General features: G+C 63.3%; 18 protein-coding genes. 6 read left to right on the forward strand and 12 right to left on the reverse strand.

Annotation, left to right across the window (positions count from 1 at the left end; all coding sequences use genetic code 11):
* Positions 1 to 351 precede the first annotated feature (351 nt).
* The 5 genes from AWB70_RS02175 to AWB70_RS02195 form a co-directional block, all read right to left on the reverse strand.
* Complete coding sequence (locus tag AWB70_RS02175; protein WP_045450178.1) at positions 352 to 1653, reverse strand: solute carrier family 23 protein; 1302 nt, start codon at positions 1651 to 1653, stop codon at positions 352 to 354.
* 162 nt (positions 1654 to 1815) lie between these two features.
* The gene (locus AWB70_RS02180) at positions 1816 to 3375 is read right to left on the reverse strand and encodes a methyl-accepting chemotaxis protein (RefSeq protein WP_053567288.1); all 1560 of its coding nucleotides are present in this window, start codon (positions 3373 to 3375) and stop codon (positions 1816 to 1818) included.
* 508 nt (positions 3376 to 3883) lie between these two features.
* Entirely contained in the window at positions 3884 to 4426 is a 543-nt protein-coding gene (locus AWB70_RS02185; protein ID WP_014190132.1) for a response regulator transcription factor, read from the reverse strand.
* A 42-nt stretch (positions 4427 to 4468) separates the two neighbouring features.
* On the reverse strand, positions 4469 to 5764 hold the full coding sequence (locus AWB70_RS02190) for an ATP-binding protein (RefSeq protein ID WP_053567287.1): 1296 nt from the start codon (positions 5762 to 5764) through the stop codon (positions 4469 to 4471).
* Between the two features lie 113 nt (positions 5765 to 5877).
* Positions 5878 to 6099, reverse strand: a complete 222-nt coding sequence (locus AWB70_RS02195; protein ID WP_053567580.1) for a cysteine-rich CWC family protein — start codon at positions 6097 to 6099, stop codon at positions 5878 to 5880.
* 131 nt (positions 6100 to 6230) lie between these two features.
* Between AWB70_RS02195 and argB the strand changes: the two genes are divergently transcribed.
* Positions 6231 to 7130 (forward strand): acetylglutamate kinase, encoded by a 900-nt coding sequence (gene argB, locus AWB70_RS02200; RefSeq protein ID WP_014190130.1) that lies wholly within the window; start codon positions 6231 to 6233, stop codon positions 7128 to 7130.
* A gap of 49 nt (positions 7131 to 7179) precedes the next feature.
* Positions 7180 to 7926 carry a pyrimidine 5'-nucleotidase gene (locus AWB70_RS02205; protein WP_053567286.1) on the forward strand — a complete coding sequence of 249 codons (747 nt, stop codon included), beginning with the start codon at positions 7180 to 7182 and terminating at the stop codon, positions 7924 to 7926.
* A gap of 21 nt (positions 7927 to 7947) precedes the next feature.
* Here the strand turns inward: AWB70_RS02205 and AWB70_RS02210 are convergent, their stop codons facing one another.
* Together AWB70_RS02210 and AWB70_RS02215 are read right to left on the reverse strand one after the other, a co-directional pair.
* Positions 7948 to 8268: a type II toxin-antitoxin system RelE/ParE family toxin gene (locus tag AWB70_RS02210; protein ID WP_014190128.1), complete on the reverse strand. Its 321-nt coding sequence runs from the start codon at positions 8266 to 8268 to the stop codon at positions 7948 to 7950.
* A complete protein-coding gene (locus AWB70_RS02215; RefSeq protein WP_045450173.1) occupies positions 8265 to 8546 on the reverse strand; it encodes a type II toxin-antitoxin system Phd/YefM family antitoxin in 282 nt (93 codons plus the stop codon). The genes AWB70_RS02210 and AWB70_RS02215 overlap by 4 nt, the downstream gene beginning before the upstream one ends.
* A gap of 308 nt (positions 8547 to 8854) precedes the next feature.
* Here AWB70_RS02215 and metX point away from each other — a divergent pair, with 308 nt between their 5' ends.
* The 4 genes from metX to AWB70_RS02235 are packed head-to-tail and all read left to right on the forward strand — an operon-like array spanning position 8855 to position 12851.
* Positions 8855 to 10000 carry a homoserine O-succinyltransferase MetX gene (metX, locus tag AWB70_RS02220; protein WP_014190126.1) on the forward strand — a complete coding sequence of 382 codons (1146 nt, stop codon included), beginning with the start codon at positions 8855 to 8857 and terminating at the stop codon, positions 9998 to 10000.
* Positions 9997 to 10605, forward strand: coding sequence for a methionine biosynthesis protein MetW (gene metW / locus AWB70_RS02225; RefSeq protein ID WP_014190125.1), 609 nt, complete (start codon positions 9997 to 9999; stop codon positions 10603 to 10605). Before metX ends, metW begins: the two co-directional genes overlap by 4 nt.
* Positions 10606 to 10653: 48 nt before the next feature.
* Positions 10654 to 11940 (forward strand): AmpG family muropeptide MFS transporter, encoded by a 1287-nt coding sequence (locus AWB70_RS02230; protein ID WP_014190124.1) that lies wholly within the window; start codon positions 10654 to 10656, stop codon positions 11938 to 11940.
* The gene (locus AWB70_RS02235) at positions 11937 to 12851 is read left to right on the forward strand and encodes a M48 family metallopeptidase (RefSeq protein ID WP_053567285.1); all 915 of its coding nucleotides are present in this window, start codon (positions 11937 to 11939) and stop codon (positions 12849 to 12851) included. The genes AWB70_RS02230 and AWB70_RS02235 overlap by 4 nt, the downstream gene beginning before the upstream one ends.
* A 1-nt stretch (position 12852) precedes the next feature.
* Here the strand turns inward: AWB70_RS02235 and AWB70_RS02240 are convergent, their stop codons facing one another.
* The 5 genes from AWB70_RS02240 to gatC all read right to left on the reverse strand — a co-directional run bounded on the left by AWB70_RS02240 (position 12853) and on the right by gatC (position 17918).
* The gene (locus AWB70_RS02240; RefSeq protein ID WP_053567284.1) at positions 12853 to 13638 is read right to left on the reverse strand and encodes an exodeoxyribonuclease III; all 786 of its coding nucleotides are present in this window, start codon (positions 13636 to 13638) and stop codon (positions 12853 to 12855) included.
* A 24-nt stretch (positions 13639 to 13662) separates the two neighbouring features.
* On the reverse strand, positions 13663 to 14502 hold the full coding sequence (locus AWB70_RS02245) for a PPK2 family polyphosphate kinase (protein WP_053567283.1): 840 nt from the start codon (positions 14500 to 14502) through the stop codon (positions 13663 to 13665).
* Positions 14503 to 14587: 85 nt separating this feature from the next.
* Positions 14588 to 16063 (reverse strand): Asp-tRNA(Asn)/Glu-tRNA(Gln) amidotransferase subunit GatB, encoded by a 1476-nt coding sequence (gene gatB / locus AWB70_RS02250; RefSeq protein WP_053567282.1) that lies wholly within the window; start codon positions 16061 to 16063, stop codon positions 14588 to 14590.
* The gene (gatA, locus tag AWB70_RS02255) at positions 16060 to 17559 is read right to left on the reverse strand and encodes an Asp-tRNA(Asn)/Glu-tRNA(Gln) amidotransferase subunit GatA (RefSeq protein ID WP_053567281.1); all 1500 of its coding nucleotides are present in this window, start codon (positions 17557 to 17559) and stop codon (positions 16060 to 16062) included. The genes gatB and gatA overlap by 4 nt, the downstream gene beginning before the upstream one ends.
* Before the next feature lie 59 nt (positions 17560 to 17618).
* Positions 17619 to 17918 carry an Asp-tRNA(Asn)/Glu-tRNA(Gln) amidotransferase subunit GatC gene (gatC, locus tag AWB70_RS02260; protein WP_014190118.1) on the reverse strand — a complete coding sequence of 100 codons (300 nt, stop codon included), beginning with the start codon at positions 17916 to 17918 and terminating at the stop codon, positions 17619 to 17621.
* Positions 17919 to 18265: the final 347 nt, after the last annotated feature.

Consider the following 18265-nt stretch of genomic DNA (forward strand, 5'->3'; position numbering starts at 1 on the left):
TCTTGATAGGTCTCATATTTTGATCTGTAGTACATAATAATTATTAATCGTCTATCGGTTTTTTATCTTATAAATGAACGAATGGCCCGCTGCATGTCTTCGTGTCGCCTGGTTCGATTTGATATGGAAACCTAATCAATCTTACGAAACGACTGCAATGAGGCAGGAATTCGCCCGGAAGCACTTTAAGCCCTGGACTCGAAAGTGTCTAACCTGAATATTCCGAATGAAACGATAGGGAAACGATGAACGCACTCGCCGGCGGATAGGCATTTGCGCTGCGAAGAACTCGCGGAGGAAGGCACAACTTCAAGCGGTCACGCGCGCGAAGGCACGCGTGACCGAGGCGCGTCAGATCACGCCCGATTCGCGTCTGCGTAGAGCGGCATAAAGAATAATCGCCCCAAACGTGGCAGTCCCGATGCCACCCAAAGCAAATCCACCAAGCTTCAACGTGAAATCCCCGGTCCCGAGCACGAGCGTCACCGCCGCGACAATAAGATTCCGGTTATCCGAAAAATCGACCTTATTGACGACCCAAATCCGCGCCCCGGTAACGGCGATCAGCCCGAACACCACAATCGACACACCGCCCAGCACCGGCCCGGGAATCGTCTGAATCACCGCGCCGAACTTCGGCGAAAATCCGAGCACGATCGCGAACAACGCCGCAATCACGAACACGAGCGTCGAATAAATCTTCGTGACAGCCATCACGCCGATATTCTCCGCGTACGTCGTCACGCCCGTGCCGCCCGCGAAACCGGAAACGATCGTCGCGAGCCCGTCGCCGATGAACGCGCGTCCGATGTATTGATCGAGACTCTTGCCCGTCATCGCGCCGACCGCCTTGATGTGCCCGAGATTCTCCGCGACGAGAATGATCGCGACCGGCGCGATCAGCGTCATCGCCGAGGCTTCGAACACCGGCGCGGTGAAATGCGGCATGCCGAACCACGCGGCGTTCGCGACGATTGTGAAATCGATCGGCTTGCCCATGCCCATGCCGTTGGTCAGCACCGCGTAAATGATGTACGCAATCGCGAGGCCGATCAGAATCAGAAGACGCTGCGCCATGCCGCGCGCGAACACCGCGACGCCGCCCACGCACAGCACCGTGACGAGCGCCATCCACGATTCGAAGCTGCTGCCCATCACGCCCTTCACGGCGATCGGCGCGAGATTCAGCCCGATCACGCAGACGATCGCGCCTGTGACCACCGGCGGCATCAGCGCTTCGATCCACTTCGTGCCGACCGCCGCGACGATCGCGCCGATGATCGCGTAAGCCACGCCGCACGCGATGATCCCGCCGAGCGCCACCCCGATGTTCATGTTCGGCCCATGCCCGCCGTAGCCCGTCACGGCGATCACGAGGCCGATGAACGCGAAGCTCGATCCGAGATAGCTCGGCACGCGCCCGCCGACCAGCACGAAAAACAGCAACGTGCCGATGCCCGACATGAAAATGCACAGATTGGGATCGAAGCCCATCAGGAGCGGCGCGAGCACGGTCGAGCCGAACATCGCGACGACGTGCTGAATGCCCATCGCGATCATCTGCGGCCAGGCGAGGCGCTCGTCGGGCGCGACGACGCGCCCTTCGCCGGCATCCGGCCGGACCGGCCAGCGCGGGAAATAGGAATCGGACATGGGGCGGGCCTCCTTCTCGGGCGGTGAAGCGCCGTCGATGCGGCGCGCGTGATGAAAAATCAGGCGCGAGTGTACGGAGCGTGCTGCCGGGTGGCAAGCGAGCCGATATTACGACCATTCGGCCGTCGTTCGCCCGCCACGTGTCATGTCCGGATCAGCGCCTCAGGCGCCGCGCTCCAGTTCGAAGACCGCGACGGCGCGCTTCAGTTGCTCGGCCTGATCGGCCATCGCGCCCGCTGCGGCGGCGGCTTCTTCGACGAGCGCCGCGTTCTGCTGCGTCACCTGATCCATCTGCGCGACGGCGCGGTTCACCTGCTCGATGCCCGCGCTCTGTTCGTGCGACGCCGATGAAATCTGCGTCATGATGTCCGTCACGCGCTGCACGGCCTGCGTGACGTCGGCCATCGTCGAGCCCGCGCGCTCGGCGAGCGCCGCGCCGCTGTCCACGCGCGCCGTCGACGCTTCGATCAGTTCCTTGATCTCCTTGGCCGAGGTTGCGCTGCGCTGCGCGAGCGAGCGCACTTCGCCCGCGACCACCGCGAAGCCGCGGCCTTCCTCGCCGGCGCGCGCCGCTTCCACGGCGGCGTTCAGCGCGAGAATATTGGTCTGGAACGCGATGCCCTCGATCACCGCGATGATGTCCGTCATGCGCTTGCTGCCCGACGCCAGTTCGCGCATGTTCTCCACCACTTCGCCAACGAGCTCGCTGCCGCGCGCCGACACATCCGACGCACCGCGCGCGAGGCCGCTCGCTTCGTCGGCATGGCTCGCGTTCTGGCGCACGGTCTGCGTGAGCTGCTCCATGCTCGACGCGGTTTCCTCCAGCGAGGCCGCCTGCTCTTCCGTGCGCTGCGAAAGATCGGTGTTGCCCTGCGCGATTTCCCTCGACGCGTGCAGGATCGAATCGCTCGAATGACGAATCCCGCCGACGATATCCGCGAGCTTCACGCTCATGTTGCCGAGGCTCGCGAGCATGCTGCTGTCGTCGCCGGGACGCGTGGCGACGCGCGTCGCCAGATCGCCGCGCGCGATGCGGTCCGCGATATCGGCCGCGTAGGCCGGCTCGCCGCCGAGCTGCGCGGACAAACGCCGGCCGATCAGCACCGCGAGCAGCGCGCCCGCCACCATCGCGGCGAAGACGAACGCCAGCATGACGACGCGCATCGTTTCGTATTCCGATGCCGCGTGATTGCGCGCCTCGGTCGCCCGCGTGCGCTTGAATTCGGCGAGGCGTTCGAGCGAGTCGCGCGCCGTCTCGCTCGCGGCGATCGCGCGCGCGACGAGGCCCATCTGATCGACGTCGATCGGCATCGGCTTCTTGCCCATCTGCATCAGCACGATGTCTTCCCACGCCGCGACGGACTTGCTCGCCGCGTCGTAGCGCGCGATGCCCTCGGCGGAGCGCAAGGTCGGCCGCACACGCTCGAACGCGCTGTGCATGCTGTCGAGCGAGGCACCCATGCCTGCCTTCAGCTTTTCCTTGCCGGCGTCGTCGGCGAACGTCAGGTTCGCGGCGGCGAGATCCGTATTGAGCTTGTGCTTGTTGATTTCCTCGACCCAATAGAGGCCGTCCATGTGGCGCTCGCCGATTTCCTCGATCAGGCCGTTCATCTTCGCGAGCGAAACCACGCCGGTGGCGCCCACGCACGCGGTAAACAGAATCACCACCGCGAAAGACAGCAACAGTTTGCTGCGCACGGACAGCCGGTCAAACCATTTCATCGATTTCTCCTCTCGTCGGGCCGGACGGCGCTGAATCGCCTCGTTCCGGTTCCAAGCAAAAGCCAGCGCCCCGCAGACGACGCCCGCGGACGGCGCGGCGCAAACTCCGGTTCGCGCTCAAAGGGACTTTACGGCGCTCGTCTCGACTATCTTGAGCGCGGATGACGGGGATATCGCCGCGAGAATGAGGATGAAATATCGGCGAAAGAACCACGGAAGGCGGAACGAAAGAAATCCACTAATAACTGCCGAATGGCAGACAAAGTAAGTGGATTCTTAATTGGGAGTTTTCTTATATGGACGTCTGACGCTGCGACGTATGCTGTCTACGTGCGTGATCCATGTGACGCATGTAGTCGTTGCAACTCTCCGATTTCCGCCCTTGGCACCCGGCTTGGGCGGTTCTTTTTTGGGCGCTCGCTTTTCAGCGCAGCAGCAGCCGTCGCCCTTTCGCCGGTCTTCGAATAAAAGCATGCGCGAGCGCCTGTACGCCCGCGCGATAAACGCGTTACTGCCGCACCGGCTTCTTCGCCAGCTTGCGCTGCAGCGTGCGCCGATGCATGTTGAGCGCACGCGCCGTCGCCGAAATATTGCCGTTGTTCTCCGCGAGCGCGCGCTGGATATGTTCCCATTCGAGCCGAGCCACCGAGAGCAGCGTCGGATTTTCGATCGCTTCTTCGGCCGTCTGCTCGCTCGCCTGTTCGTGCAGCGCCGCGAGAATCGTTTCGACGTTCGCCGGCTTGGCGAGATAGTTGTCCGCGCCGTCCTTCACCGCCTGCACGGCCGTCGCGATGCTCGCGTAGCCTGTGAGCACGAGAATGCGCGCGTCGGGCTGAAGGTCGCGCAGCGGCGCGACGAGCCGCAGACCGGAATCGTTGCCGAGGTGAAGATCGACCGTGATCTGGCCAAACTTGTGCTGGTTGGCGAGCTTCAGCGCTTCGTCGCCGTCGTGCGCCTGGTGCGTGGTGTAGCCGCGCCGTGTGAGGCCGCGCGCGAGAATGCCGGCGAAGACTTCGTCGTCGTCGATGATCAGAAAGTTGGTATCGCTCATTTTTTTCTCCGTAGTGCCGATGTGGCGCGCCTTGCTTCGAGTTCAGGCCGCGCTGCTTCGTTCAGTTCCTGCCGCGTGCGCCGCCGCGACCGCGCCGCGATTCGGCAGCCGCAACACCGCGCATGTGCCCCGCGGCTTGCCGTCGATCAGTTCGACCGATCCGGCGAGCCGCGCCGCCGCCGCGAACGCCAGATAAAGCCCGACGCCGTGGCCGCCCTGCGTGCTGTCCACCGGTCCCGCGCCGAGCGAGGCGCGCAGCGCCGGCGGAATGCCCGGACCGCGATCGCACACGTCGAAGCGCACGTAATCCGTTGCGTCGATGTGCTCCAGCGACGCCTGCAACGTCACCGATTCGCTGCTCGCGCGCGCGGCGTTGTCGAGCAGAATCGTCAAAATTTGGCCGGCGGCCACTGCGTCGTCGATGGATGCATCCGCCGGGGTCTCGACGATCTTCGCGAACTTGACCTGCGGATGCCGCAAGCGCCATTGCTCGATGAAGCTCGACAGCCATTCGTCGAGCGCCTGCCGGCTCGACGGCCCCGTCGCGCGGCTGCGCAGACGCGCAAGCGCCGACGTGCAAAGCGCCATTTGCTGTTCGAGCAGTTCGAAATCGGCCGCGTAGGGCGCGAGATTGCGGTCGTGCGCGGCGGAGTCGCGCAATTCTTCGGACAGCATCGCGATGGTCGAAAGCGGCGTGCCCATTTCATGCGCGACGGTTGCCGCCTGCACGCCGAGCGCGACCGCCCGCTCATCGCGCAGATGCCGCTGCTGGGCTTCGGCGAGCGCGGCATCGCGCACCCGCAGCGCCCGCGACATGCGCGCGACGAACCAGCCGATCAGCCCGACGCTCACCATGAAGTTCACCCACAGGCCGGTGCGGAAATAATCGAAGAGATTCGCGGGATTCTCGATGTTGAGCGGCACGTAGTTATAGGACAGCACCGCGTAACAGGCGACGGCGAAGAGCGCGAGGCAGGCCATCATCGTCCAGGGCAGCACCGCGGCGGCAATCGCGAGCGACGGCAAATACAGCGTGACGAACGGATTGGTCGCGCCGCCCGACAAAAACAGCAGCGCCGAGAGCGCGCCGAGATCGACCAGCATCTGGCCGAACAGCTCCGAATTGGTCTCCGGCCGCGCCCGTGCGACGCGCAGCCACGTCAGTCCGTTGAAGATCATCTCGAGCGCGATCACGAGCAGCATCGCGGGCAGCGGAAGCTTCGCGCCGAAAAAGATCTGCACGACGGCGATGGTCGTCAACTGGCCGATGATCGCGAGCGAGCGAAGCCAGAAGAGATGACCGAGATTGACCCGTCCGGTATTGGTTATGCGATGCATTGAGTCGAGTGTCCGATGATGCCGCCGCGTTCGTGCTTATGCGACATTATCCCGCTTGCATCGGGCTAGCTGCGGCATCTGGCGCGATTTGTCGCACCTCGGCGCGCGGCCCGCTAGTCCGCGCGTGCCGCACGCCCGAGTTGGGCCGCGAGACACGCGGGACACAGGCAGCCCGCGCCGGGACGCAGCGCATCGGCGGAAAGCGGGTGCAGCGTCGCGCACCAGCATGTCTCGTCGCCCGCGAGCGTGCCGCAGCGGAACACCGCGCCGCAACGCTCGCAGACCTGAGCGCCGGGCGCGTCGCGATCGATGTTTTCGCGGAGTGCCTTCATCATTTTGTCACCGGTCCGATCGAACCATGATCGCATGCCGGGCGCGGCGCCGGCACCGCGCATTTCCAAGCTGCTGCGCTGCGTCAGTCCTGTACAATTCGGCGTGTTTAAACGCCCTCGCCTTATTTGCCGCCATGTCCGAGCTCCCTGACCTCACGCAAATCGCGCCTACCCTGAAGGCTGAAATTCTGGCCGAGGCGCTGCCCTACATCCGTCAGTATCACGGCAAGACGGTCGTGATCAAATACGGCGGCAATGCCATGACCGAAGAGCGGCTGAAGCAGGGCTTCGCGCGCGATGTCATCCTGCTCAAGCTCGTCGGCATCAACCCGGTGATCGTGCACGGCGGCGGCCCGCAGATCGACCAGGCGCTGAAAAAAATCGGCAAGCAGGGCACCTTCATCCAGGGCATGCGCGTCACCGACGAAGAAACCATGGAAGTCGTCGAGTGGGTGCTCGGCGGCGAAGTGCAGCAGGACATCGTCACGCTCATCAATCATTTCGGCGGTCACGCGGTCGGCCTCACGGGCAAGGACGGCGGGCTGATCCACGCGCGCAAGCTGCTCATGCCGGATCGCGATAATCCGGGCCAGTTCATCGACATCGGGCAGGTCGGGGAAGTCGAGGCGATCAACCCGGCGGTGGTGAAGGCGCTGCAGGACGACGCGTTCATTCCGGTCATCTCGCCCATCGGCTTCGGCGAGGACGGTCTTTCGTACAACATCAACGCTGATCTGGTCGCGGGCAAGCTCGCCGTCGTGCTGAACGCCGAAAAGCTCGTCATGATGACGAACATCCCCGGCGTGATGGACAAGGAAGGCAATCTGCTTACCGACCTTTCCGCGCGCGAGATCGACGCTCTCTTCGCCGACGGCACCATCTCCGGCGGCATGCTGCCGAAGATTTCCTCGGCGCTGGATGCCGCGAAGAGCGGCGTGCGCTCGGTGCACATCATCGACGGGCGTATCGAGCATTCGGTGCTGCTCGAAATTCTGACCGAGCAGCCGTTCGGCACGATGATCCGCTCGCATTGAGCTCGTTCCCGCTCCTCGAACGCCCGCCCACGCGCGGGCGTTTTCATCCATGACCGCGCATCGCAAGTCCCGCCAGCGCCGCGTCAAGACCCACGGCCCCGTCTGGCTCTTCGATCTCGACAACACGCTGCATCACGCGTCGCACGCGATTTTCCCGGCGATCAATCGCGGGATGACGCAGTACATCATGGACCGGCTGAACGTCGGTCTCGACGAGGCGAACCGGCTGCGCGTCGGCTACACGCTGCGCTACGGCGCGGCACTGCTCGGGCTCGTAAAGCATCACGGCATCGATGCCGCCGATTTCCTGCGCGAAGTCCACACCTTTGCCGATCTTCCCTCGATGGTGCGCGCCGAACGCGGTCTCGGGCGCATGCTGCGCGCGCTGCCGGGCCGCAAGATCGTGCTGACCAACGGCCCGACGCTCTACGCGCGCTCCGTGCTCGCGGAACTGGGCATCGCGAAGCTGTTCGAGCGCGTGATCGCGATCGAGGACATGCGCCACGGCGACCGATGGCGCGCCAAGCCCGACGCGCCCATGCTGCGCCACGCCATGCGCCGCGCGCACGTGCGTCTCGACGACGCGATTCTCGTCGAGGATACGCACGGGCACCTGAAAAGCTATCGGCGGCTCGGCATTCGCACGGTGTGGATCGTCGGTCACCTGCCGGTCGGGCGCACGTCGAGCGGCGGGCTCTCCGCGCGCAAACCGGGCGCGGGACGGCCGCATTACGTGGATCGCACCGTGCGGTCCCTGCGCGCGCTCACGCTCGGCATGCGCGGCCACGCGCTCTGACGCTTATCGCGCCGATTGCTTCTACATGCGAAACAAACGTCGCGCGAGGATGTCTTCGAGGTCCGAGCGCGCGTCGACGACGAGATGCACGTAGATGATGTCGTCCTCGACCTTATAGACGATGCGATTCGTGCCGCTCGCGACTTCGTAATAGCCCGACATGCGAAAGTCGACGAGTTCGGGCGGCGTCGTGCCGTCGCGCGGCGCGGCTTCGATCTGCGCGATGCTGTCCGCGATCTTGTTGCGCGTGGCGGCCCAGGCCGTGCCGCCGAACTTGTTGATGACGTAGCGCCGGAAGTCCCGCAAGTCCTGCCTGACGGGGTCGAGGAAGACGGTTTTCACTTGATGCCTTCTTCGCGGTCCATGCGTTCGATTTCGGCGAAAACGTCGCTCGCGCTCGCGCACTGGCCGGCTTCAATGCTCCTCTGCCCCATCGCCAGAATCTTCAGCAGAGCGAGCGTCTGATGCACGTCCTCGTATGACTGCACGTCCTGCACGACGACCCGGCCTTCGCCGTTCTGCGTGATGAGCATCGGCTCGCGGCTCTCGACGATATTGCGGATCATCTCGGCCGCACGGCTCTTCAGGTGACTCAGCGGTCTGACGCGGCTCGGTTTCATCTCCGTTCACCGACACTGGAAACGATTAGTCAATATAGACGCTGGAACGCACCTCACCCAAGCCGGGGCGCAAGGCGCCGCAATTGGCGACGTTATTACGTTTTCCGCTATACTCCACCGCGAACGGGAATTTCTCGATCCTTTAAGTACGCGCCGATTTGCTGACTCGATTGCGGGCGCGCGAGCCTCACTGCTCATGGCGCGAGGGTCACTATAAATGCGGCTAAAGAGGTCGTCAGCCGCGCCGCCCCGCTGTTCTCCCGCGCTTCGCCGACACCCGTTTAGCCGCTTGGTCAAAGGCGGAATGAATGGAATCGATCGGCATCGTCACGCCCCAAACACTGCGCTTCACCGAGCCGCTCGCCATGCAGAACGGCTCGTCGCTCGGCGACTACGAGCTCGTCGTCGAAACCTATGGCGAGCTCAATGCCGCGCGCTCGAACGCGGTGCTCGTCTGTCACGCGCTCAATGCTTCGCATCACGTCGCGGGCATTCATGCCGATAACCCGAAGAACGTCGGCTGGTGGGACAACATGGTCGGTCCGGGCAAGCCGCTCGACACGAACCGCTTCTTTGTCATCGGAGTCAACAATCTCGGCTCGTGTTTCGGTTCGACGGGGCCGATGAGCATCGACGCATCGACCGGCAAGCCGTATGGCGCGAGCTTTCCCGTCGTCACGGTCGAGGACTGGGTGAACGCGCAGGCGCGTCTTGCCGACCGCTTCGGCATCGAGCGTTTCGCCGCGGTGATGGGCGGCAGCCTCGGCGGCATGCAGGCGCTCGCGTGGAGCATGATGTATCCGGAGCGGCTCGCGCATTGCATCGTCGTGGCCTCGACGCCCAAGCTCTCCGCGCAGAACATCGCGTTCAACGAAACGGCGCGCTCGGCGATTCTCTCCGATCCCGATTTCCACGGCGGCGATTACTACGCGCACGGCGTGAAGCCGCGCCGCGGTTTGCGCGTGGCGCGCATGATCGGCCACATCACGTATCTGTCCGACGACGACATGGCCGCGAAATTCGGCCGCGCGCTGCGCCGTGCCGAAGGCGCGCTCGACGCGTACAACTTCAATTTCGATGTCGAATTCGAAGTGGAATCGTATCTGCGCTATCAGGCCGACAAGTTCGCCGAATACTTCGACGCCAATACCTATCTGCTGATCACGCGCGCGCTCGATTATTTCGATCCCGCCAAAGCCTTCGACGGCGATCTCACGAGAGCGCTCGCCAGCACGCAGGCGAAATACCTCGTCACGAGTTTCACGACCGACTGGCGTTTCGCGCCGGCGCGCTCGCGCGAAATCGTCAAGGCGCTGCTCGACAACAAGCGCACCGTGAGCTACGCGGAAATCGACGCGCCGCACGGCCACGACGCCTTTCTGCTCGACGACGCGCGCTATCACAACCTGATGCGCGCCTACTACGAACGCATCGCCACGGAGATCGGCGCATGAACCAGAACACGCTTGATTCGCTCGCGCTGCGCTCGGACTTTCGCGCGATCGCCCGCTGGGTCGAACCGCGCTCGACCGTGCTCGATCTCGGTTGCGCCGACGGCTCGCTGCTCTCGCTGCTCGGCGAGGAACTCGAAGTGAAGGGTTACGGCATCGAGATCAACGACGCCGGCGTGCTCGCGTGCGCGCAAAAGGGCGTCAACGTGATCCAGCAGAATCTCGAAGACGGCCTGCGGCTTTTCGAAGACGACAGCTTCGACTTCGCGATCCTCTCGCAAACGCTGCAGACGATTCACCAGACCGCCGCGATCCTGCGCGAGACAGTGCGCGTCGGACGCCAGTGCATCGTGTCGTTTCCGAACTTCGGTTACTGGCAGCATCGGCTTTCGGTGATTCAGGGTCGCATGCCGGTGTCGAAATCGCTGCCGTATCAATGGCATAACACGCCGAACGTGCGCGTGCTGACGATCAAGGACTTCGAGGCGCTCGCGCCGGAAGTCGGCATCGAAATTCTGGATCGCGTGGTGCTGCACGACGGGCAACCGGTCCGTTGGGGCGCGAACTGGCGTGGTAGTCTTGCGGTCTATCGCGTGAAGCGCCGGTAACGTTGACCGGCGATGTCACGCATCGATAACCGCCGGTTTACACACGATATGCCCGATACGCCACACGAGGCGCCCGCTCTAACTGCTCACGAAGATCATCCTGGCTGGCGCGCGTTTCTCAACACGCGCATCCTTATTTGCGTCTTTCTCGGCTTCACGTCCGGATTGCCGCTCTTCACGCTCTACAGCCTGCTGCAGGCGTGGCTTACGACCGCGCACATCAACGTCAAGGAAATCGGCCTGTTCGCGCTGATCGGCCTGCCATATACGTGGAAGTTCGTCTGGTCGCCGCTCATGGACCGCTATATTCCGCGCTATCCGGGCTGGCGTCCGGGCAGGCGGCGCGGCTGGATGTTCGCGACACAAATCCTCGTGATGATCGCCATCGGCTCGTTCGGGTTCTTCTCGCCCGCGGAGAACCTGTGGACGGTCGCCGCCATCGCCGCGCTCGTCGCGTTCTTCGGCGCGAGCCAGGACATCGTCATCGATGCCTACCGCCGTGAACTCCTCGCCGATACCGAACAAGGGCTCGGCAACGCGGTGCACGTCAATGCATACAAGGTCGCGGGTCTCGTGCCCGGTTCGCTGTCGCTGATTCTCGCGGGCTTTCTGCCGTGGAAGACGGTGTTTCTGATTACCGCCGCGTTCATGATTCCGGGCATCATCATGACGCTCGTCGTGAAGGAGCCGCAGATTCACGGCGCGCCGCCGAAGAATCTGCGCGAGGCGATCGTCGAGCCGTTTCACGAGTTCGTCACGCGCGACGGCTGGCGCTCGGCGCTCGTCGTGCTCGGCTTCATCTTTCTCTATAAGCTCGGCGATACGATGGCGACCGCGCTCGCCACCAAGTTCTTCATCGACGTCGGTTTTTCGCTCGCGCAGATCGGCGTGATCGCGAAGGCGGTCGCGTTCTGGGCGAGCATCGCGGGCGGCTTGCTCGGCGGCATCGCGCTGGTGAAGATCGGCATCGCGCGCGGGCTGTGGATCTTCGGCGTGCTGCAGATCATCGCGACGCTGGGCTTCGCGTGGCTCGCGAAGATCGGGCCGTCGCCAGTCGCGCTCGGGGTGCTGTACGGCTTCGAAACCTTCGCGACGGGTCTCACGCTCGCCACGTTCACCGCGTATATCGCCAGCACGACGGACCCGCGTTACACCGCGACGCAATTCGCGCTGTTCACGAGCCTCGCCGCCGTGCCGCGCACGTTCGCGGCGGCGGGCAGCGGCTATATCGTCGCTGAGACGGGATGGTTTCCGTACTTCCTGATCTGCGTCGCGCTGTCCATTCCGGGCATGTTACTGTTGCCGAAAATCGCGCCCTGGAGAACTCAACGATGACGGTTTCCTTCACGCTTCGCGCCTTGGTTTGCGCCGTGACATGGGCGTCGCTCGCGCCTTTGTCCGCACAGGCCCAGGACGAACCGAAGACGCCGCCGCCCTACTCCGCGCCGAACAACCAGATCCGTTTCGGCAATACGGCGCTGTTTCGCAACCTGATTCCGCCCGCGACGCTCGAAGCACAGTCCGCCGAGGAATACGCGCAGGTCATCCACGATGCGGAGCGCAACAAGACATTGCTTCCCGACAGCAACCCGCTCGTGAAGCGCGTGCGCGATATCGCGAATCACGAGATTCCGTTCGCGCTCAAGTGGAACGATCGCGCGAAGAACTGGAAGTGGGAGATCAACGTCATCAAGTCGCCCGAAGAGCGTATGGTGTGTCTGCCGGGCGGGAAGATCGTCGTGTATAGCGGGCTTATCGACAAGCTGCGGCTGAACGACAACGAGGTCGGCATGATGATCGGCCACGAGATCGCGCATGCGTTGCGCGAACACGCGCGCGAGCGGCTCGGGCGGCAACAGGCGGCGCAGCTTTCGTCGGGCGGCATGCCGCAGCTTTTCGGGTTTTCGAACTACGCGTCGCAACAGCCGGACATCGGCGACGAGCTGCTTTCGATGCGCTATTCCCCCGCCGACGAAACCGAAGCCGATGTCATCGGCAGCGAGATCGCGTCGCGCGCGGGCTACGATCCGCGCGCGGCCGTCACGTTGTGGAACAAGATTGATTCGGCCACGCGCCGCGACGACGACGGTTTCGTCTGGCTGCATCCGTACGGGCCGGATCGCAGGCAGGACCTGCTCAAACGCATGTCGGACATGATGCCGCTCTACGCGAAGGCGCTCGGCAAGAGCATCGATGCCTTGCCGAACTATGCGGGCATGGGCCGGTTCAAGAAACCGGGGCGGTGATTCACTTCTTCTTGCCTGGCTTCCAGTCGTAATCGATCGTCAGCGGCGCATGGTCGCTGAACTTGATGTCGCGGAAAATCGACGTCGTCTTCGCGGTCGCGGCGATTTCCTTCGTCGCGATCTGATAGTCGATACGCCACCCGACGTTCTTCGCATACGCCTGGCCGCGATTGCTCCACCACGTGTACTGCTCGGGACGCTGATCGAGCGTGCGGAACACATCGACATAACCGACATCCTCGAACAGCTTCGTGAGCCACTCGCGCTCTTCCGGCAGACAGCCTGAATTCTTCTGGTTGCTCTTCCAGTTCTTGATGTCGATTTCCTTGTGCACGATGTTCACATCGCCGCACAGAATGACTTCGCGCTCCTTCGACAACTCGGCGAGATGCGGCATGAACTCGTCCATGAAGCGATACTTCGCCTGCTGCCGCTCGTCGCCGCTGGACCCCGACGGCACGTACACCGACACCACGGAGAGTTTGCCGAAGCGCGCTTCCACGTAGCGCCCTTCCGGATCGAACTCTTCCGAACCGAAGCCGATGATCACATCGTCCGGCTCATGCCGCGTATAGAGGCCCGCGCCGCTGTACCCCTTCTTCACCGCGTGCTGGAAATAGCCTTGAAAACCGTGCGGCGCGAGAAACTCGGGCGTCAGGTCGTCCTGCGAGCATTTGATTTCCTGCACGCACACCACATCGGATTTCTGCTCGCCGAACCAGTCGAAAAAGCCCTTCTTGGCGGCCGATCGAATGCCGTTCAGATTGGCGGTAATCACGCGAAACATACGCTTCCCTTTGTTTTGATTGATTTACTCGACCTTCACGCCTTTCAGCGATTCCTTGGCCGGCGGATATTCGAGCTTCATGCCCTGCAAGGTGCGCAACAGCAGTTCGGCGACCATCACGTTGCGATGCGTCTTCGAATCGGCCGGAATGATGTGCCACGGCGCGTATTCGGTCGAGGTCGCGGCGAGCGCGTCGGCATAGGCCGACTGATAGGCGTCCCACTGCTTGCGCGCGTCGAGGTCGGAGACATCGAACTTCCAGTGCTTGGTCGGATCGTCGATGCGCGCCTGCAGGCGTTCGCGCTGCGTGTCCTTCGAAATATGCAGCATGCATTTGACGATGGTCGTGCCGGTATCCGCGAGCAGCGATTCGAACTCGCGAATGTGCCGGTAACGGCGCTCGCATTCGTCGTCGTCGATCGCCTTGAGCACGCGCGGCACGAGCACGTCTTCGTAATGGCTGCGATTGAAGATCGCGAACTCGCCGGCCATCGGCGCCTGCGCGTGGACGCGCCAGAGAAAGTCGTGCGCGGCCTCGCGCTCGGACGGCGCGCGGAACGGCACGATGCGCAAGCCGAGCGGATCGACGTTCTGGAACACCGCGCGCACGGTGCCGTCCTTGCCGCTCGTGTCCATGCCCTGCAGCACGAGCAACACGCGCTGACGGCGCTGCGCGTGCAGCTTTTCCTGCAGCTCGTCGAGTTGTACGCCGATGGCGTCGAGCCGCGCGCGGTCGGCGTCTTTCGAGCCCGTGGAAAACGGCTTCGCGGCGGGATCGATGGAAGTCAGATCGAACGGCTTGAGCTTCTTGCCGCTTTCGAAGAAAGGCACGCGGAAGTCGTCGAGTTCGGATTTCTTTGCCATGTTTCTTGTTCTTGCGTTCGCCAATAAAAAACGGGCTGCTGCCAGGCTCAACCGGCAGCAGCCCGTTCTGGAAGACATCGAGCGATCAGGATAGCTTTTTCTTCAGCAGCTCGTTGACCTGCTGCGGATTCGCCTTGCCTTTGGTCGCCTTCATCGCCTGCCCGATCAGCGCGTTGAACGCCTTCTCCTTGCCCGCGCGGAATTCATCGACCGATTTCTGGTTGGCCGCGAGCACCTCGTCGATGATCGCTTCGAGCGCGCCGGTGTCCGAAATCTGCTTCAGGCCCTTCGACTCGATGATGCGATCCGCCGCCGCGTCGTCCGTTGCCTTCTCTTCCCAGATCGTCTGGAAGATGTCCTTCGCGATCTTGTTCGAGATGGTGCCGTCGGCGATGCGCTGCAGAATCAGCGCGAGTTGCGCAGCCGACACCGGCGATTCGCCGATATCGAGCGATTCGCGGTTCAGTTGCGCGGAGACGTCGCCCATCATCCAGTTCGCGGCGATCTTGGCCTGGCTTTCGCCCGCTTTCTGCACGAGCGCCTCGAAATACGACGCCATCGCCTTCGACGAAGTCAGCACGCCCGCGTCGTACGGCGTCAGGCCGTAGGTATCGACGAAACGCTTCTGCATGTCCGCCGGCAGTTCGGGCATCTCGCCCTTCACGCGCTCGATCCACGACGCATCGATCACGAGCGGCATCAGGTCCGGGTCCGGGAAATAGCGGTAATCGTGCGCGTCTTCCTTGCTGCGCATCGAGCGCGTTTCGCGCTTGTCCGGATCGTAAAGGCGCGTTTCCTGAACCACCGTGCCGCCATCTTCGATCAGCTCGATCTGACGGCGCACTTCATACTGGATCGCCTCTTCGAGGAAGCGGAACGAGTTGAGGTTCTTGATCTCGGCGCGCGTGCCGAATTCCTGCTGGCCGACCGGACGCACCGACACGTTTGCATCGCAGCGGAACGAGCCTTCCTGCATGTTGCCGTCGCAGATGCCGAGCCACACGACGAGACCGTGCAGCGCCTTCGCATACGCGACCGCTTCCGCGGCGCTGCGCATTTCCGGCTCGGTAACGATCTCGAGCAGCGGCGTGCCCGCGCGGTTCAGGTCGATGCCCGTCATGCCTGCGAAGTCTTCATGCAGCGACTTGCCGGCGTCTTCTTCCAGATGCGCGCGCGTCAGGTTGATGGTCTTCGAATACGCTTCCTTGCCCGCTTTTTCGTTGGCCGGAACCTGGATCGTGATCGTGCCGCCCTGCACGACCGGAATCTCGTACTGGCTGATCTGATAGCCCTTCGGCAGATCCGGATAGAAGTAGTTCTTGCGCGCGAAGATGCTGCGCGGCGCGATGTGCGAGCCGATCGCGAGACCGAAGCGAATCGCGCGCTCGACGGCGCCGCGGTTCATCACGGGCAGCACGCCGGGCAGCGCCAGATCGACGGGGCTCGCCTGCGAGTTCGGGCTCGCGCCGAACTGCGTGGGCGCGCCCGAAAAAATCTTGGAGACGGTCGAAAGCTGCGCGTGCGTTTCCAGACCGATGACGACTTCCCACTGCATGTTCATTCTCCCGACATCGAGGCTGAAGGCGCCTTGCGGTGCCAGTCGGTCGCGCGCTGGAACGCGTCGGCGACCTGAAGCATCCGGGCTTCGTTGAAATAATTGCCGACGATCTGCAAGCCGACCGGCCGATTCGCATGCGCGCCCGCGCCGAAGCCGCACGGCACGCTCATGCCCGGCAGGCCCGCGAGGCTCACGGAGAGCGTGTAGATATCGGCGAGATACATCTGCACGGGATCGTCGGTCTTTTCGCCGAGATTCCACGCCACCGACGGCGCGACCGGCCCCATGATCACGTCGCACTGCTTGAACGCTTCCTGGAAGTCGCGCGCGATGATGCGGCGAATCTTCTGCGCCTGCAGGTAGTACGCGTCGTAGTAGCCGTGCGACAGCACGTAGGTGCCGACGAGAATGCGCCGCTTCACTTCCGGGCCGAAGCCTTCCGCACGCGACTTCTTGTACATGTCGAGCAGGTCTTTGTACTGCGCGGCGCGATGCCCGTAGCGCACGCCGTCGAAGCGCGACAGATTCGACGATGCCTCCGCCGGCGCGATGATGTAGTACACGGGAATCGAAAGTTCGGTCTTCGGCAGCGTCACTTCGACGAGCGTGGCGCCGAGCGCTTCATACTGCTTCAGTGCTGCGTCGATGGCGGCGCGCACGTCGTCCGCGAGACCGGCGCCGAAGTATTCCTTCGGCATGCCGATGCGCAAGCCCTTCAGCGGCTTCGAAGCGTCGTCATCGCTCCAGTTCTTGCCGAGGTAGCGCGTGTAGTCTTCGTTGTCGCGTTGCAGGCTCGTCGAGTCGCGCTCGTCGAAGCCGCCCATCGCGTTGAGCAGGAGCGCGCAATCCGCGGCGGTTTGCGCCATCGGCCCCGCCTGATCCAGCGACGATGCAAACGCGATCATGCCGTAACGCGAAACGCGGCCGTACGTGGGCTTGATCCCGGTGATGCCCGTGAACGACGCGGGCTGGCGAATCGAGCCGCCGGTGTCGGTGCCGGTCGCGGCGGGCGCGAGACGCGCGGCCACCGCCGCCGCCGAGCCGCCCGACGAGCCGCCCGGAACGGCCTTCAGGTCCCACGGATTCTTCACCGCGCCGAAGTACGAATTCTCGTTCGACGAGCCCATCGCGAACTCGTCCATATTGGTCTTGCCGAGCGTGACCATGCCGGCCGCCTTCAGACGATCGACGACGGTCGCATCGAACGGGCTCGTGTAGTTTTCGAGCATGTGCGAGCCGGCCGTCGACGCAAAGCCGCGCGTCACGAACACGTCCTTGTGCGCGATCGGCAGGCCGGTCAGCGCGCCCGCGCGACCTTGCGCGATGAGCGCGTCGGCGGCCTTCGCCTGTTCGAGCGTGATGTCGCGATCGACGCTGATGAACGCGTTCAGCGCCTTCGCGGCCTCGATGCGTTGCAGATACGACTGCGCCAGCTCGACGGCGGAGATGTCCTTCGAGTCGAGCGCGGCGCGCAGTTCGGTCAAGCTTTTTTGATGCATTGCAGTTCCCTGATGAGCGCGGCACCCCGTGCCGCGCGCTTCTGCTGAATATTCGACGGTTACTCGATGACTTTCGGCACGAGATACAGCCCGTCCTGCACGGCGGGCGCCGAGCGTTGGAACTCTTCGCGCTCGACACGCTCTGAGACAGCGTCGTCACGCAGGCGCAGCGCGACTTCCTCGATCGCGTCGATCGGATGCGCGAGCGGTTCGATGCCGGTCGTATCGACGGCCTGCATCTGCTCGACGAGACCGAAGAATTCGTTGAGCCGCGCGAGCGTGGGTTCGGCTTCGTGCTCGGGCAATTCGAGCCGCGCGAGGTGCGCGATGCGTTTTACGTCGGTCAGGGTCAAAGACATGGAATCACCGGAGAAAGCGTGGACGGCCCCAGATTCGAAAACATTCGCTGCAACAGCAAGTTACGATCTTGAAAGGAGCCCTCGAAAACAGGTTCGGCGATGGCAAAAACTGCCATCCTTTTCCTATAGATGCCCACAAATTATAAGGTATCATTACACGTTCGACTCACCTCCGGATCGCTCTGCCAGCGGCTTTCTCCCTGAATCAGTCAATTGCGAGAAACGTTTGCGTACAGCGTTCCATTCTGCGGTAGATTTCATCCCGGATTTGCCCTTCACGGCGAGTGTTCGCCGCTGCGGCAAACCGTTATTTTTTCCGCTGCCGTCCCCGGCGCTTCTCGCGACGA

Source organism: Caballeronia cordobensis (genome assembly GCF_001544575.2).
Lineage (GTDB): Bacteria > Pseudomonadota > Gammaproteobacteria > Burkholderiales > Burkholderiaceae > Caballeronia > Caballeronia cordobensis.